Raw genomic sequence first — 17,678 nt, forward strand, 5'->3', positions numbered from 1 at the left:
GTTGACCGTCAGGAGCTGTCTAATGTCGAAACACAGGCGCCAGTGATGCAAGTCGTCAAGGTCGGCACGGCCAAGCCACACATGGTGCCCAATGAGGCACCAAAAGCGGACGCCCTGCCAGAGTACCCGCTGACCTATACTGATGAAACGCGGGTAGAGAAAGTTAATTTCACTATTCGTGAGGAGGAAACCGACGAGTTAGTGCAAGGTGCCCGCGAGATTGCAACACCCGGCGTGGAGGGTGAACGGACCATCACGACCCGCGTTTACAGTTCTAACGGCCAGGAAGTTGACCGTCAGGAGCTGTCTAATGTCGAAACACAGGCGCCAGTGATGCAAGTCGTCAAGGTCGGCACGGCCAAGCCAAACATGGTGCCCAATGAGGCACCGCAAGCGGACGCCCTGCCAGAGTACCCACTGACCTATACTGACGAAACGCGTGTAGAGAAAGTTAATTTCACTATTCGTGAGGAAGAAACCGACGAGTTAGTGCAAGGTGCCCGCGAGATTGCCACTCCCGGCGTGCAAGGTGAGCGGACCATTACGACTCGCGTCTACAATTCCAACGGCCAAGAAGTTGATCGTCAGGAACTGTCTAATGTCGAAACGCTGTCCCCTGTGACCCAGATTGTCAAGGTCGGTACGGCCAAGCCACACATGGTACCGAACGATGCACCGAAAGCGGACGCCCTGCCAGAGTACCCGCTGACCTACACTGACGAAACGCGTGTAGAGAAAATTGCTTTCGATATTGAAGAACAGCTGACGGATGAACTGGTCGAAGGTGCCCGCGAGATTGCAACACCCGGCGTGGAGGGTGAACGGACCATCACGACCCGCGTTTACAGCTCCAACGGCCAGGAAATCGACCGTCAGGAACTGTCTAATGTCGAAACGCTGTCCCCAGTGACCCAGATTGTTAAAGTCGGTACGGCCAAGCCACACATGGTACCAAATGAGGCACCAAAAGCGGACGCTCTGCCTGAGTACCCGCTGACCTACACTGACGAAACGCGGGTAGAGAAAATCAACTTCGCTATTCGTGAGGAGGAAACGGACGAGCTTGTGCAAGGTGCCCGCGAGATTGCGACTCCGGGCGTGGAGGGTGAACGGACGATTACGACCCGCGTTTACAGCTCCAATGGTCAGGAAGTTGACCGTCAGGAACTGTCCAATGCAGAAACCTTGGCCCCAGTAACTCAGGTGGTCAAAGTCGGTACGGCCAAGCCAAACATGGTACCAAATGAGGCACCAAAAGCGGATGCCCTGCCAGAGTACCCGCTGACTTATACTGACGAAACGCGTGTAGAGAAAATCACCTTCGCTATTCGTGAGGAAGAAACCGACGAGCTTGTGCAAGGTGCCCACGAGATTGCCACTCCAGGCGTGGAGGGTGAACGGACCATCACGACCCGCGTTTACAGTTCTAACGGCCAAGAAGTTGATCGTCAGGAACTGTCTAATGTCGAAACGCTGTCCCCTGTGACCCAGATTGTCAAGGTCGGCACGGCTAAGCCACACATGGTACCGAACGATGCACCGAAAGCAGAAGTTTTAGAAGAGTTCGATTTAATTCCACTGCACCATCTATTGGCAGAAGCAGATCAAGTTAAAGCTCAGGCACGCTATTTCAACGACAGTCAGAGCCATCAGAATGCCTATGATACTGCTTTGACGGCAGGCCAAGCGATTCTCAGTCAATCACAGGCCAGCCAGGCAGAAGTCAACCAGCTGGTGGAACAGATCAATCAAGCCAAGGCTCAGTTAAGCGGTCTTGAGGTTGTCAAAACAGCCCTTCAAGCTGAATACGATTTAATTCAAAGTATCAAAGCGACCGTTCAGTACAAGAATGCGGATCCAGACAAACAAATGGCTTATACAGACCAAGCAGCTCAGGCAGAAAGGGTTCTGCGCAACCAGCTGGCGACACAGGTGCAGGTCAACCAAGCCTTTACCAGTCTGACAGCAGCCAAAGAAGCACTGAATGGTGTAGCCAAAGTCAAGCCGACCGTTTCTATCCTAAGTCTGACTGAAAACGCTGAGGATAAGTCGGTTACGGTCCAATACACTTTGGAAGATCGGACGCAGTCTTACCGCTCAGCGACTGCTGAATTATACAGGGGAGAACAGCTGGTTCGCGCTCTTCCGATTCGCAATTTTGCAGGAAATCTTAAGATTGACGGCTTGGACTACTATACAGACTACACTTTGAAGACCAAGCTGACCTATGAGCTGGACAGCAGCAGCTTTACAGAGCTTGAAAATGACAGCCGTACTTTTAACTTGGAATACAAGAAAATCGCCTTCCGTAATATCGAAGCGGCAGAGTTTTACAGCAAGGAAAACGACCAGTACAAGCGCCTCGTCTCTATGAGTGCCCTGCCTACTGATCTGTCAAACTATTTTGTCAAAGTCAAGTCTAGCGACTCCAAGGAAATGCTTCTGCCGGTTCACAGCATTTCAGAAGGTGAGAAGAATGGCAAGGCAGCCTACAAGGTGACAGTCTCTCTGCCGGAGCTGGTAGAAGAGACTGCGACAGGCTACAAGTCTGGCTATGACTTTTATATCAGCAAGGCTGGTCCTAGTCAGCAGAATGTCTACACCAGCTTTACCGGTCTGCTGGACGCTATGAAGAAAAACATGGCCGGCAGCTATGTGCTGGGAGCAGATCTGGATGCCAGCGAGGTCAGTCTGGCACCGGCGGACTATGTCTATCTCAAAGGAAACTTCACTGGCAGCCTGACAGGCGGCCACGATGGCAAGCAGTACGCCATTTATAATCTGGCTAAGCCTTTGTTTGAAAACCTCAAGAGCGGCTCCTCTGTTTCCAATCTGGATCTGAAGGATGTCAATATTGTCGGGACCTATGACTCGGCAGCTCTGGCCCGCAATGCGGACAATGCCCGGATCAGCGATGTCTCTGCCCAAGGGAAGGTAGCTGTAGTGGGCAATGCCTCACAGGTAGCTGGTTTGGTCGTCGTTGCCAGCAATACGCAAATCAGCAACAGCTCCTTTAGCGGGACTATCCAGACCAATGATAAGCAGACCAAGGCATACAATGCCGGCGGTCTATTGGCCAATCTGAAAGGCAGCAGATCCCTGCTCAGCCAAAGCAGAGCAGATGTGACCATACTCGCAGGCGCTCGGACAAATGAACAGCGCTTCGGCGGTCTGGTCGGCCGCTTGGAGGACAATGCCCGGATCAGCCGATCGTATGTATCTGGACAGATCCAAAATACGACTAAGAACGGCCAAATCGGCGGTGTAGTCGGGTCTAATTATTCCAATGGCTTAATTGATACGGTCATCAGCAACATCAGCGGTACGAATCTCCGCAGTATTTCCGGAGACCAAGGCTATGACAACACCCGTATCACAGAGGCTTATGTCATTGAAGGCAATGAAGGGCTGGAAAATGACAAGTTTGTCACCTCGACACTGACACTGGAAGAGGCAGAAGAAAAGCTGACTGGACTGGGCATTACGACTAGCTTGGACGACAGCAATCTCAATCTTACCTCTCTGGACTACAGCCAGGAAAGGAATGCGCAGGACAACCGCGCTATTGCCTATGCCAACATGGAAAAACTCCTTCCTTTCTACAACAAGGAAACCATTGTAGCTTATGGCAATAAACTTCCGGAAGACCAGAAGCTCAATACAGAGCTCTTGCTGGATGTTGTTCCGATGAAGGGGGACCAGATCATCACGGATCTTCACAGCCATAAGACTGAGATTAACCGCCTGATGCTGCATTTTGCGGACAATACGGTCCAATATCTGGATCTGACCTATAAGGGTGATTTCAAATACAAGGCCATTGCAGAATACACTGTAAATGACTTAGGCCTCCTTTATACACCAGAAGCCTTCCTATCTGACTATAGCAGAGTGCTGAATCAAGTGCTGCCAGAGCTGAACAAGGTGGTCCTGGACTCACCGGCTATGCGCACCGTTCTGGGTGTGGCAGCTGATACATCGCTGGATGATCTTTATCTGGATACAGCCTTTGATCATGTCAAGGCCAAGCTGTCAGAAGAGCTGCGCAAGGTTTTGGCTATGGACAAATCCATCAATACCGAAGGAGATGCGGTAGCTGATTATCTAGCTCAGAAGATCACGGCCAATAAAGAAGCCTTCCTGCTGGGACTGACCTACCTCAACCGCTGGTATAATATCAACTATGACAATATCAATGTCAAGGATCTGTCGGCCTACAAGTTTGACTTTTATGGCAATAATGAAGCTTCAACACTGGATACCATCATTGCTCTCGGCCAGTCTGGCTTTAACAACCTCAAGGCTAAAAACAGCTATCTGGCTTATGATACGTCACTGGCTGAAGCAACGGGCAAGAGGGGGCTCTTCAACTATCTGGAAGGCTACCGCCAGCTCTTCCTGCCAACCAAGACTAATAACGAATGGCTGAAGACCAATACCAAGGCCTACATCGTTGAGTCCAAGTCAGAAGTAGCCGCCGCCAGAAAACTGCAGGACGAGGCTGTCAATGGCGGTAAATACTCTGTCGGAGTTTATGACAAGATTACTGCTGATAATTGGGAATACAAAGGCATGCTCTTGCCGCTCCTGACCATGAGCGAAAAAGGCGTCTATGTCATCTCCAATATGTCCACCATCTCCATGGGAGCTTATGACCGTTACCGTGATGCGGTCAACGGCAAGGTGCGGACAGATGCAGAGCTAGCTGAATATGTCGAGGACCGGGTCAGAAAGTCAGCTGAATTCCAGCGCGATCACTATGATTTCTGGTACAAGATTTTGAGCGATGAAAGCAAGGACAAGCTCTTCCGTTCCGTTCTGGTCTATGACGGCTTCTCCTTCAAGGATAAAGACGGCAAAGGATACTGGGCGCAGGCCAATGACAAGAAGTCTCTGGCCATGCAGGAATTCTTCGGACCGGCTGGCAAGTGGTATGCCAGCAAGGGCTACAATGCCTATGCGACAGGAAATGTCACCCACTTTGATGCGGCTCGTCTGCTGGAAGACTACGGCAACTCTGTCTATACCCATGAGATGACCCACAATTCTGACGGCGCTATTTACTTTGAAGGAAATGGCCGCCGCGAAGGATTGGGAGCTGAGCTCTATGCCCGCGGTCTCCTGCAGTCTACGCCAAGTACTGACGAAGCAACCATCACCCTGAATACCCTCTTTAAGACGGATAAGGATTCTACCACACGGATGCACACTTACAACTTTAAGGAGCGCGTCCAGAATGCTGATGATCTGCAGCACTATGTACACGGTATGTTTGACATGATTTACACGTTGGACTATCTGGAAGGCACTTCGATGGTCAAGCAGTCTGATGATGCCAAGCTCAAGTGGTTCAGGAAGATGGAGAACTACTATGTTACGGATAAGTATAATAAGCAGACCCACGCGGGCAATCAGGTCCGCAGCTTCACTGCTGAAGAAATCAAGCAGCTGACGACTTTTGAATCCCTGATTGACAATGATGTCATCACCCGCAGGGAAAATAAAGACAGCGGCCAGTATACCCGTAACGGCTACCTCAGTCTCAGCCTCTTCTCGCCAATCTACTCAGCCCTCAGCAATCCAAATGGTGCACCGGGCGATGTCATGTTCCGCCGGACGGCTTACGAACTCTTGGCGGCTAAGGGCTACCAAGACGGCTTCGTGCCTTATGTTTCCGGCCAATTCTCCAAGGAAGCTGTGGCTGAAGGTTCTATCACTTATGACAGCTGGCTTAAGAAAGACGTCGGTCTGGTGACGGACCAGAAAGTCTTTGACCATGTCCTGAAAGGTGAATACGAGTCATGGACAGCCTTTAAGAAAGCCATGTATCGAGAGCGGATTGACAAACTGCCAAATCTGAAGCCGATTACCATTGAGTATGAGCTGAAGAAGCCAAACAGCACCAAAAAGGTGACGATTTCTTCCTATGCAGAAATGCAGAAACTCATGGACGAGGCTGTGGCAGAGGATGTGCGCAATATCACCAATGCCACTACTAAAGTGGAAGCCAGCTGGGTCAACCTGCTCAAGAAGAAGATTTACAATGCTTATCTGCGTGAGACAGACGACTTCAGAGAATCCATTTTTAAATAGATTTGCTTAGGAACCGACTATTGAGCTGGTTCGCCTCAAGGGGTCGGCCAGTAAGTCATCAGCAGCCCGCTTCGTCCTTTCATTTGCCTTGTCAAATCAGCACAGCCAAGCTGGCTGTGATTTCAATAACGGCTTGCAAGCCATCAAAAAAACCAATTCTGCCAAGTGTTTGCTTGAAAGGATTGGTTTTTTGCTGACTTTCGTGTCTATTTTAATCTGAGAATAGAAAAAATAGGAAAAAAATAGACCAAAATAGGGGCGAAAAGCGCATAAAATACTGCTATTTATGACAAAAGATGTTATAATTGTCATGTATATGTCATATTCCAGCATATGCATCTTATGTTTTTTGGCTTGACGATGAAGCATAGAGTCTTTCTGTCTTTTTTGTCAGCTGAAAAGAAAAGCCAGACAAGTAAGGGTGTGCCTGCTCTTATTTGTCTCCGCAGTTTTTCGTTGGTTTTCTATGCAGGATCCAGCTCGCTCTGGCCTGCTGCAAAAGACAAACGGAAAGACTGCATTGAAAAAGAAAAGAAGGAGGAGAAATCGTTCAGTTGAAACAAATTTATGATAAGCTGTCCCATGCTGTGATGGCTGTCTTGCTGCTAGTGTCGGTTTTTATTCCCCTGCTGAGCCAAAATAGCAGTGCTTCAGCTGCGGAATTGACTGAAAGCGACTATCAGCTGACTACAAATGTCACCATTAATACCAATGTACTCAAGGATACCGGCTATGGTGAAGGCAAATTTTACATCGCTCCGACCTATACTTTTGCAAATGACAAGGTATTAAATGACGGCGATACAATGGTCTACAAAGTCCCTCAGCAGTTCAAAATCGAACGGGCCGCCGAGGAAAATCTGACAGCACCGGACGGTACTACGGTCATTGCTAAGTTGGTGACAGATCCTGTGACTGGTACTGCAACGGTGACCGTGACCAATGCAGCTTATTTTGCCGCCAATCCTGACAGCAAGCGGATTTCAGCTTCCTTTACCGTTGTCTGGGCTGATAATATGCCCTACAATCAGGAGCAGGAAGTCCATTTTCCAGGTGCCAGGACCTATAAGCTCAAGCGTATCAAGGTCGATGAGGAGCCTCAGGGGTATTCCAAGTGGGGTGTTCAGGATTCTAAGGATCCAAACTATGTCAACTGGCGTATCCGCGTCAACCGTGATGTCCAAAATCTTGGCCAAGTGGTCGTTGAAGATGCTATTCCCGATGACCAAGAGCTGGACGAAGACTCTGGCATCACAGGCTACCACTTTACCGACTGGGAAGGTGCTTCAAATGCAGTAGCAGGTACGCGCACATCCTTTAAGCCGAGCGAAGTTGTGACCATTACTGATGAAAATCACTTCACTGTCAATGCAGGAGAGCTCAATGGCAGAGGGATTTATATCGTCTACCGGACTCGCCTGACCAAGCCAGTTGATAAGGTAACCAAAAAGGCCTTTAACGATGTGACGGTGACGGCAAACGGTCAGACAATGCCTGCCTTGGTATCGCGGCCATTTGCACCGCTGACGACGCTGGATGGTATCGGGGAAGCTACCCGGCCTGATGAAGTCATTTTTAAGGTTCAGAAAGAGCTGACCGGCCGTACTTTGGCAGACGGCGAATTTACCTTTGACTTGATTAATAAGGATGATAATGACAAGGTTGTCCAAACTGTGACCAATCAAGGCGGCAGTGTGACCTTTAAGAAAGTCCGCTTTAAGCAAGAAGGAACCTTTAACTATGCCATTCGTGAGCGTACCAGCAATCTGCCGGGCGTGACCGATGATGCCAATCCGGAAATTAACATTACAGTAAAAGCTGAAAGCGTGAACGGGGTCAGAACAGCGACAGCAAGCTATGACCGTGAGTCCTTTGTCAATACTTATCAGGCAGAGCCGGCTAGTGCGGCCATTACTGCCAAGAAAGAGCTGACCGGCAAAGCACTGGAAGCTGAAAAGTATACCTTTAAGCTGACCGAAGTCGGCGGTAATAACCAAGAGCTTCAAGCAACAAATGACGCGAATGGTGATATCAAGTTTCTCGGAATCAACTATGATAAAGAAGGAACTTATACTTACAAGCTGACAGAAGTAGCTGGAAGTGAAGCTGGAGTGGCTTATGACAGCACAGAACATACTGTGACAGTCACAGTGACGGACAATAACGGCAAATTGGAAGCGGCCATCACCGGCAACAATCCAACATTCACCAATAGTTACAAAGACTATGGTGTCAGCTACGAGTTTATCAGCAGCAATCCGGCTTATCCAAATCTGCCAAAAGAGGTAACCGATTTGCTTCCGGCGGATGCTAATCGCTACACTGATGGCAGCAATGTAGATGCCAAGCAGCCGGCGCAGACCAGCGTCACAGTGGCGGAAGGGACTTGGACTTTCAAGGGCTATGCTGAAACGGATAGACAGACAGTGGCAAACAGCGATCTTAAATTTACTGGTAAATGGGATTTCACACCAGCACCAGCTAAATACAAGGCAGCTTACAGCTTTGTCAGTGCCGATCCGAACTATGCACTGCCTGCTGAAGTCAGCAGCTTGCTGCCAGAAGATTCTAAAGAATACACAGACGGCACAGCAGTGACGGCTATTGACCCAAGTAAGAAAACAGTCCAAACCGCAGCCGGCACCTGGACTTTCAAGGGCTACGATGCAGCCAGCAAAACTGTAGCAGGCGCAGATGTCGTATTTACAGGCACATGGACATTTGAAGCAAAAGTTCCGGATTCATCCTCGATTGATAGCGACAGCAATGATTTGGATGGTAAGGATATTTCTGATGATTCAGATGCAGGCAATACCTCTGGAAAATCAGGCAATCTAAGGCCAAAAGCTACGAAGAAAGTTCTGCCAAGAACCGGCAGTGAAACTTCTGTACTTGCTGTATTTGCAGGTTTTGCCTTGCTGACAGCATCAGTTTTTGCCTATCGTTTCAAAAAAGCTAATTAATTTTAGCCAGACGAATCACCTCAGCTAGCTGAGGTGATTTTTTCTAGTCTTTGTCATCACCTATCCTTGATAATGTACTGACGATTAGTCTTATAAATTCTAAAGCAGGCGAGGCTGGGACAGACTCCCATGATGGCTGCGCCCTCACCCACAAAGGGGAGTATCTTTGATAAGATAGCGTATAAGACTCCTATGATGGCTGCGTCCTCACCCGCAGAGAAATCTATCTTTTGGAAGATACCGTATAAGAATGGAGTCGACGAGAAAGAAGAATAGAAATAGAGGAGTTATGATTGCTCCTAATGATAAAAAGCCTGCTGAAAATATAGTTGCTCAGGCTTTCTTTGTGCTATAATAAAGAAAAACAATGAGGAGACATTCATGAATCAAACTGTTCAATATTTACAAGAATTAACGGCTATTCCTTCCCCAACAGGCTTTACGGCTGAGGTGGCGGACTATCTGGTGAAGACTTTGGCTGGACTGGGCTATGAGCCCATCCGCACCAATAAGGGCGGCGTCCATGTCGTGGTCAAGGGGGCAAATGATGACCAGCACCGGGTGGTGACGGCTCATGTCGACACGCTGGGGGCTATTGTCCGCGCTGTCAAGCCTGACGGCCGGCTCAAGCTGGACCGGATTGGCGGCTTCCCTTGGAATATGATCGAGGGTGAGAATTGCCTGGTTCATGTGGCCAGCAGCGGCAAGACGGTCAGCGGCACTATCTTGGTCCACCAGACCTCCTGCCATGTCTACAAGGATGCCGGGACGGTGGAGCGAACCCAGGACAATATGGAAGTCCGTCTGGACGAGAAAGTGACCAGCGAAAAAGAAACACGCGCCCTGGGCATTGAAGTCGGAGATTTCGTTTCCTTTGACCCACGGACCACTGTGACCGAAACCGGCTTTATCAAGTCCCGCTTCCTGGATGACAAGGTCAGCGCAGCTATTCTCCTCAACCTTTTGAGAGTCTATAAGGAGGAAGGTGTCAAGCTTCCGGTGACCACTCATTTTGCCTTCAGCGTCTTTGAGGAAGTAGGCCACGGGGCCAATTCCAGCCTGCCGGCTCAGGCAGTCGAGTATCTGGCCGTAGACATGGGAGCCATGGGCGACGACCAGCAGACCGACGAGTACACCGTTTCCATCTGCGTCAAGGATGCCTCCGGCCCTTACCACTATGAATTCCGCCAGCACTTGGTAAACCTGGCCAAGGAGCAGGAAATCCCCTACAAACTGGACATCTATCCATTTTACGGTTCAGATGCCTCCGCAGCCATGAGCGCCGGAGCAGAAGTCAAGCATGCCCTGTTAGGCGCTGGTATCGAATCCAGTCACTCTTATGAGCGTACCCATATTGATTCAGTTGTCGCGACAGAGCGCATGGTGGATGCTTATCTGAGAAGCGGGTTGGTGGATTAAGGCTTATCGTCATTTAGTTTATCTTTTATTACTTTGTTAGCTCGCCTTGCTACAATAGACTAGAAGGCTGTTGTAGGTTGTGGATATGGCAAGTGAAGCTTGCATCAGCTGTACTTTTGATGCTTCCTCTCGGAAGCTTTATCCGCCATCTCAAAACCTCCACTGGAGTTTTGAGCAGCTCGCTGCCCTATCGTCCTGTATTTTAAGCGACAGGATAAAACTGTCCCCCAGACAGTTTCACTGCTAAAAGCAAACTAAAAGACTATACATGCTAACTGTCTAGATTGCTGAAGTTTTTCATTGGCTAGTATCAAAATCAGTAGCAAAAAACCGATTCACAGTTTGAGCTGCGAGTCGGTTTTTATTTGGCTTTATCTGACACTCCACACACTGACCGATCCTTCCTCCACGGGAAAGTCGCCCCAGCCTTCCTGGTCGATGGTGACAGTGGCTGCTGAGTGGCTCAGGTAGTCGGTAAATTCCTGTCCTGCCCACTCTGGTCCGACCTGCATGCGCTTGCTGGCGGGGCCGCTGTTGCTGATGACAACGGCGATTGGCTGGCTGTCTTCTTTGCCCTGACGGGTCCAGCCGATGCAGTTGGCCTCATCAAAGTAGTCTGTCTGCTGGCCGTAGGCGAGATTGAGGCGGATGTCCAGGAGTTTATCCAGGATTTCTTGGAAGCTTTGCTGGGCAAAGTCACCCTCAATACCGTAGTAGTCTCCGTAAAAGACACAGGGCAGGCCAGCTTCCCGCAGCAGGATAAGGGCGTAGGCAGCCGGTTTGAACCATTCTTCAACAGTAGATTCCAGGGCCTGCCCCCGCTGGGTGTCGTGATTGTCCACAAAGGTCACAGCTGATTCAGGGTGATTTTTTGCTAGGCTGTAGTCAAAAATGGTGCGCAGGTCATAGTCTGCCCCGGCCTTGCCGGCATCAAAGAAATTCTGATGCAGCTTAACATCGACCAGATCAAAGCGGTAGTCAATACTGGACAGATAAGCATCGTTGGCTGTCTCATCGCCATTCCAAAATTCGCCGAAGACATAGAAATCCTCACCGTATTTTTCGGTAATATCACGGATGAAATTGCCCATAAAGAAAGAGTCAATGTGCTTGACCGCATCCAGCCGAAAGCCGTGGACTCCCGTCGTTTCGATGAACCAGTAGGCCCAGTCGTAGAGATTCTGGATGACTTCGGGGTGCTTAAAGTCAATATCAGCATACATGAGGTAGTCATAGTTGCCGTTTTCCCTATCCACCAGCCCATTTTCTGCCCAGCCTTTATTGTCGCCCTGAATCAGATAAATGCCGGATTTATTTTGGGCGGCATCATAGTCGGTCCCGGTGAAGTGGTACCAGTGCCACTCAAAGTCATTGTATGTCTGCTGGCGGCCGGGAAAGGTAAAGTGGGTCCAGCCTTCAATGTCAAAGGGTTCAGACAGGGCCTGGGTTCGGTTGCTTGGGTCTACCTCAACAACTGAAAATGTCTCGGTCTCATCCGCAGCGGCCTTGTGATTGAGCACCACATCGGCGATAGCTTCAATGCCGTTTTCTTTTAAAGTTTGGATTGCCTTGAGATAGTCTTCTTTGCTGCCATACTTGGTACGGACTGTCCCTTTCTGGTCAAATTCCCCCAAATCAAACAGGTCATAGACACCGTAGCCGACGTCATTGGATCCGGTTCCCTTAAAAGCCGGCGGCAGCCAAATTTTTCGGATGCCCTTAGCAGCAAGTTCAGGTGCAGCCTGAGCCAGCCGTTTCCAATGCTGGCCATCATCTGGTAAATACCATTCAAAATACTGCATTAAGGTTTGATTGTCCATACTGGATACCTCACATTCTTGGTGTTGGACCTATTTTACCAAAAGAAGCAGAAATCAGCAAACCTCCGAGGGCCTTATCGAGAAGAGAGGGGCCGCTGTGATAGCGGCGCAAGCAGCTGCAGGCTGCTGAGACGAGTCAGACTCCGTCTAGTCATGTAGTTTAGCTTTTATTAGATCGTTAGCTCGGCTTGCTTTAACAGTCCGGGGGAGTGAAAAGGTTTGGGGGACCTTTTCAGCCCGAATCTAGAAACGAGATAGTGAGGTAGAAAGGTTGTGGATAAGGTAAGCGAAGCTTGCATCAGCCGTACTTTTGAGACTTCCTCACGGTCTTTTATCTTCCCCCCCTATCGTCCTGTATTTAAGCGATAGGCTGAAACTGTCCCCCGGACATAAAAGCAAACTAAAAGACTAGATAAGCCAGCCGCGATGTTGCCGGCTGCGTCAGCTGTTCTGGGAGGCAATCCTGCTTTTATGTCAATTTTTCTCAAAATAATGAGAATAATATATTGAATTTGAAGCGCTTACAGGTTATAATGAAGTGGTAATAAAAAACTGATTTACAGAAAGGGAGCTTCTTATGAAAAAGAAAAAATGGCTCAGTTTTATGCTGCCCAGCTTATTGGCTGCACCTTTTATTTTGTCTCAGGCCGTGCAGGCGGATGAGGTCCTGCAGGCTGATAGCAGCAGTGCCGAGCAGACTGCTGTCAGCCCTGCGGCCATCTCTGATCAAAGCAGCCAGCCGGCTGTTCTGACGGTAGAAAGCAGGGAGGCAGCAGCAGACAGTGCAGTCTCAGCAGCTCAGGAATCTTCCCAAGTGGACGGGGGCGGCACTGCCGAGGACAGAACAGCATCCTCTGGAGAACTCTCTCAGGGGCAGGACCGGTCTGGGGCGGATGCGAATGCTGCCCCGACTGCTCTGCTGACTGCGGCGACAGGCCAAGAGCTCGCAGCTTATACCGGCCGTCTTGCTGATGCTTCTCTGTCTGACAAGAGTCTGACAGTGCAGGATGCTGTAGATGAACTGCTCAAATGGGCGGCAGTCAGCGACTCTCAGCTGGGCAGCAGCGCTCAAGATCGAATCAGCTTCGCTAAAAGTCTGGGCATGATTGGGCAGGAGATGGATGCTGCTTCCAGTGTGCCGACGGCAGATTTGCAGTCGATGTACGCTCTTGCCAAGCAGCTTTATGACGCCTATCGGGCAGAGAAAAAAGCGCCTCTCTTTCTGAATGGCCGAGCACAGCCCATTTTCCCTTATAGCAGCGGCCAAAAGGAAGACAGCGATTATGCCTATGAGGACAGTGAGATTGTCCGTTTTCCAGTTTATGTAGAGACTGATTATGACACTGACGGCGACGGCCAGCGCGATTTGGTCAAGGCCATTGTGCAGCTTCCTAAGGCTGCGGCAAATGGTGATTTTAAGGCTTCTACGATTTTGGAAGCCCGCCCTTATGTTGCCGGCACGCTGGATGAAAGCTATGTGACGCTGGAAAGTCTGGGCCTGCCGACCAATGGCTCCTATGATATGAAGCAGCTGCGCAGCCAGCCGGCCAAACGTCAGCCGGTTTCCGCTATGACGACAGTTGAGGCGGCCAAGCGGGCCAAGGCGTCAGACTGGTATTATTACAGTCCTTATGAGGGGATTTATGATTATGAAGATTTGAATTGGTATGATTATTTTCTGGTGCGGGGCTATGCTTTTATTTCCAGTGCCGGATTGGGAACCAGAGGGTCTGAAGGTTTTAATACGACCGGATCTGACCTAGAAATCGCAGCCTTTAAGAATATTATCGAATGGGTCAATGGCCAGCGGACAGCCTACACGGATAAGACCGGCAATATCGAAATCAAGGCTGACTGGGCCAATGGCAAGGTGGCAATGACGGGCCTTTCCTGGGCTGGCACCACGACCTTCGGTGTCGCAGCGACCGGCGTTGAGGGCCTGAAGACCATTATTCCGGCGGCTGGGATTGCTTCTTGGTATGATTATTTCAATAGTCAGGGCACAGCCTATACCAATCCGCCTTACAGTGATCTGTCCTGGCTGTCTTTGTATGTCTCTACCCGGATCCTGGATGCAGCAGACTGGGCGACTGTCTGGAATAAATATGCTGATTACATCAATCAGCTAAATAAGGACCAGAATGCCCACGGCCGCAATTACAGCGAGGTTTGGCAGGAGAGGGATTATACTCTCAGTCCGGAAAAACTGAAAACCAGCGCTCTTTTGGTGCACGGTCTCAATGATGACAATGTCAAAACCAAGCAGTTTGAGCTCATGTATGATGCCTTGAAAAAGGCTGGGCAGGATGTTAAGCTCTATCTGCATCAGGGCGACCATGTGTATCCGGCAGCAATGTCCCGCGGCTACGGTATCACAGCCAACAAGCAGAATTTCTATGACCTGCTGAATACTTGGCTTTCTCATTATCTCTACGATGTCGAAAACAAGGTCACTGAGCTTCCGGCTGTATTAGCACAAAACAACTACGATCCCAATCAATGGACCAGCTACGATGACTGGAAGAGCAGCGGCCGGCTGATTCTGACGGCTCAGTCCAAACGGCTGCAGGAAACAATTTCCAGTGATTATGCCGGCGCAGGAATTGACATCAGCAGGCGGGATGAAGCAGTCAGTCAAGCCTCCTCCAAAGCCAATCTGACCTTTATCAGCGAGGTGACAGAAGATACGACTATCAAGGGCCTCATTCCAGTGCATTTTCAGGCAGCTTTGGCTAAGGGCAGCGGCAGCAATCTGCAGGTGAATGCTCTTCTGGTGGATCTATCGGATCAGGAATTTGACGTGGTCGGAAATGGCTCTGCCAGCGACCAAACAGACAGCGGTGCCTTTTGGCAGGGCAGCAGTCTGAGCAATCTGGATATTAAAAACTTTGCCACAATCAAAACCAAGTACAAGGTCATTGCCAAGGGCTGGATCAATCTGGCCAATCCCGAGTCCGGCTATGAGCCCTCCAGTTCCCGCAGCAGCATTGACCCGACAGACGGTCTTTTCCGCGACTATACGGTCTATCTGCAGCCCAATCTCTACACTGTCAAAAAGGGCCACAAGCTGGCTCTGGTACTGAATACCTATGACCCCAGCGATCTGAGGATTGACTCTCCCTATGAAGTGACCTTCAGGACCGATTCTATCAGCGCGGTCATACCGATTGCAGAAGCGACCCGACTGCAAAAGGCCATCTATGCAGCCAATGCTGCAGACAGCGATTATGCCAGTCTGCCGGACATCACAGGAGCTAAGCTGGTGGCACCGGCCGTTGCAGTGATTCCTGAATATATCTTTGCAGACCAAGATGTCCAAACGAGCCCTAGTCTTCAGCTGACGGTTCACTACGCTGCTCACTATGAGAAGAAAGGCAGCCAGCAGCCGGCAGCACAGCAGGATTTGGCGGCTCTGCCCCAAACAGGCAGCTCAGAAAGCAAGGGCTTGCTGGCATTGGGAGCAGCCATGCTTTTAGGAGCCTTCGGCCTGTCCAATCTGTCTAAAAAGAAAACACATGGTTAGAAAACAGCAAAAGCAGCAGAACTTCTCTATGAAGCGGAAGTTCTGTCTGCTTTTGATGCTTCCTCTTTGATTTTTTGGATAGGACTTTCTTACATATCAAAGGAAAACATTATGAAACAGTTTATTCAAGACATTTTTGACCAGAGTATGGCGATTGAAAGTTTTACTCATACCAGCTCTGAGCGCGCTATTGAAGACTTTCTCCAGAAGACAATCAGCCGGCTTCCTTATTTTCAAAAGCATCCAGACCGATACGGCCGCTTCCAAATCCCGGATGATGTCTACGGCCGCAGTGTCAACTGGGCTCTGGTGAAGCGGGATGCCGCCGATACGGTTATTCTCTTTCACCATCATGATACAGTAGATATTGAAGATTTTGGCAGCCTCAGGGCCTATGCATTTGATAGTCAGGCTCTCAAGGAAAAACTGCCGGATCTGTCTCCAAAAGAAGAAGTAGTGGATGATCTTTCTTCTGACCAATGGCAGTTTGGCCGGGGGTCCTGTGATATGAAGGCTGCCTTGGCCCTGCAGCTGGGAGTGCTGGCAGCATACGCTGAAGCCGATACCGGACAGGTCAATCTGCTCTATCTGTCTGTCGGGGATGAAGAATCCTACTCTCAGGGCATGCGGGCAGCAAACAGCCTGCTCTGTGAATTGCAGGAGCGTTTTGGACTTCATTACATATTGGCGGTGGATTCGGAGCCTTTTGAAAGTGAGTCTGCTGAAGAAAAAGTCCTCCATATCGGCACAGTGGGTAAGCTCTTGCCGGTCTTTGTCACACAGGGCATTCTGTCCCATATGAAAGAGCCGCTGAAAGGCATCAGTGCTGTCTCTCTCTTGGCTAAGCTGGTTGAGAAGATGGATCTCAATCCGGTCCTAGCGGACACTGCTTACGGTGAGCAGTCGCCGCTGCCTTCCTGGTCCTACATGCGGGACCTCAAGGAGCAATATGATGTTTCGACCGTGCTGCGGGCCGCCGGCGCTCTCAGTCTGCTCTATCTGGACCGCAGTCCCAAGGAGCTGATGACCCTTATCCGCCGGCTCAGTCAGGAAGCCGTTGATGACTTTTATCAACGTCATCTGCAGCTGCAGAAAATCTATCAGGAAAGCTGGGAGATTCCCAAACCGCGGGTCCTGACCTATCAGGAATTGCTGCAGGAATGCCAGAGCAGGCCTGATTTTGCAGCAGTGCTGGCACAGATAGAGCAGGAAGGACAGGAGTCTTTAAAAAACGGTGCTTCCTATCAGGAAATCACCATCGGCAATATTCAGAAAATCCTTGATTTCCACGACCGCAAGGAAGCGCTGGTTATTATAGCCATTGCACCGCCCTATTACCCTTCTGTCAACTGCCGGCGGCTGGCAGAGAGCGGGATTGATATAGAAAAGCTAATCAGTCTGTACAGAGACTATTTGGCTGATACAGCAGGCTGCCGCCTCAACGTAGAAGAGTTTTTCATGGGGATTTGCGACATCAGCTACTGTTCCTTGGAAAAACCGCTGGCAGATTATGAGCAGCTGCTGGAAAGCATGGCAGTGCCGCGGAATCTCTATAGCATTGATTTTCCTAAGATTGCTGCCATCAATGTTCCGGGAATCAATCTGGGACCTTGGGGCAAGGATCTGCACCAGCTGACGGAGCGTGTCTTTGAAAAGGATATGCTGGAGACCATCCCCAACTTTTTGCTTTATTTGCTGGAGAATATTGCTGCCATCAGACTTGCAGAGCGCTGAACCTTCCGCATGCGGCTGTGCGGACAAGGGCCTGTCTGCTGCCTGCAATCGGGCACAATCTTGCAGAAAGACTGGTTTCACTGAATATAAACTTTTTTTAAGACGAATTGCTGCGAAAATAGTATA

The 17,678-nt window shown here is 49.8% G+C and carries 6 protein-coding genes (1 of these 6 cut by a window edge); 5 read left to right on the top strand and 1 reads right to left on the bottom strand.

Annotated elements, in window-relative coordinates; translation table 11 throughout:
• The 3 genes from DHL47_RS00220 to DHL47_RS00230 form a co-directional block, all read left to right on the top strand.
• Window positions 1-6,093, top strand: partial view of a ZmpA/ZmpB/ZmpC family metallo-endopeptidase gene (locus DHL47_RS00220; RefSeq protein ID WP_209550478.1) — the 3' portion only. Its footprint begins 3,108 nt before the window's first position; only the last 6,093 of its 9,201 coding nucleotides appear in the window; the start codon falls outside the window, past its left edge; its stop codon occupies window positions 6,091-6,093.
• Window positions 6,094-6,647: 554 nt separating this feature from the next.
• Window positions 6,648-9,056 carry an SHIRT domain-containing protein gene (locus DHL47_RS00225; RefSeq protein ID WP_209550479.1) on the top strand — a complete coding sequence of 803 codons (2,409 nt, stop codon included), beginning with the start codon at window positions 6,648-6,650 and terminating at the stop codon, window positions 9,054-9,056.
• Between the two features lie 381 nt (window positions 9,057-9,437).
• Window positions 9,438-10,475 carry a M42 family metallopeptidase gene (locus DHL47_RS00230; RefSeq protein ID WP_209550480.1) on the top strand — a complete coding sequence of 346 codons (1,038 nt, stop codon included), beginning with the start codon at window positions 9,438-9,440 and terminating at the stop codon, window positions 10,473-10,475.
• Between the two features lie 371 nt (window positions 10,476-10,846).
• Here the strand turns inward: DHL47_RS00230 and DHL47_RS00235 are convergent, their stop codons facing one another.
• Window positions 10,847-12,295 (bottom strand): alpha-amylase, encoded by a 1,449-nt coding sequence (locus DHL47_RS00235; protein WP_209550481.1) that lies wholly within the window; start codon window positions 12,293-12,295, stop codon window positions 10,847-10,849.
• A 577-nt stretch (window positions 12,296-12,872) separates the two neighbouring features.
• Between DHL47_RS00235 and DHL47_RS00240 the strand changes: the two genes are divergently transcribed.
• Both DHL47_RS00240 and DHL47_RS00245 read left to right on the top strand, forming a co-directional pair.
• On the top strand, window positions 12,873-15,818 hold the full coding sequence (locus DHL47_RS00240) for a CocE/NonD family hydrolase (RefSeq protein ID WP_209550482.1): 2,946 nt from the start codon (window positions 12,873-12,875) through the stop codon (window positions 15,816-15,818).
• A 111-nt stretch (window positions 15,819-15,929) separates the two neighbouring features.
• Window positions 15,930-17,552, top strand: coding sequence for a M20/M25/M40 family metallo-hydrolase (locus DHL47_RS00245; protein ID WP_209550483.1), 1,623 nt, complete (start codon window positions 15,930-15,932; stop codon window positions 17,550-17,552).
• Window positions 17,553-17,678 lie beyond the last annotated feature (126 nt).

Origin of the sequence: Streptococcus panodentis, from assembly GCF_017884005.1 — a bacterium.
Lineage (GTDB): Bacteria > Bacillota > Bacilli > Lactobacillales > Streptococcaceae > Streptococcus > Streptococcus panodentis.

Bases quoted from the DNA above. Each gene is read 5' to 3' on its own strand.
- DHL47_RS00235 (WP_209550481.1), bottom strand. From the start codon at position 12,295: ATGGACAATCAAACCTTAATGCAGTATTTTGAATGGTATTTACCAGAT.
- DHL47_RS00240 (WP_209550482.1), top strand. From the start codon at position 12,873: ATGAAAAAGAAAAAATGGCTCAGTTTTATGCTGCCCAGCTTATTGGCT.
- DHL47_RS00245 (WP_209550483.1), top strand. From the start codon at position 15,930: ATGAAACAGTTTATTCAAGACATTTTTGACCAGAGTATGGCGATTGAA.
- DHL47_RS00230 (WP_209550480.1), top strand. From the start codon at position 9,438: ATGAATCAAACTGTTCAATATTTACAAGAATTAACGGCTATTCCTTCC.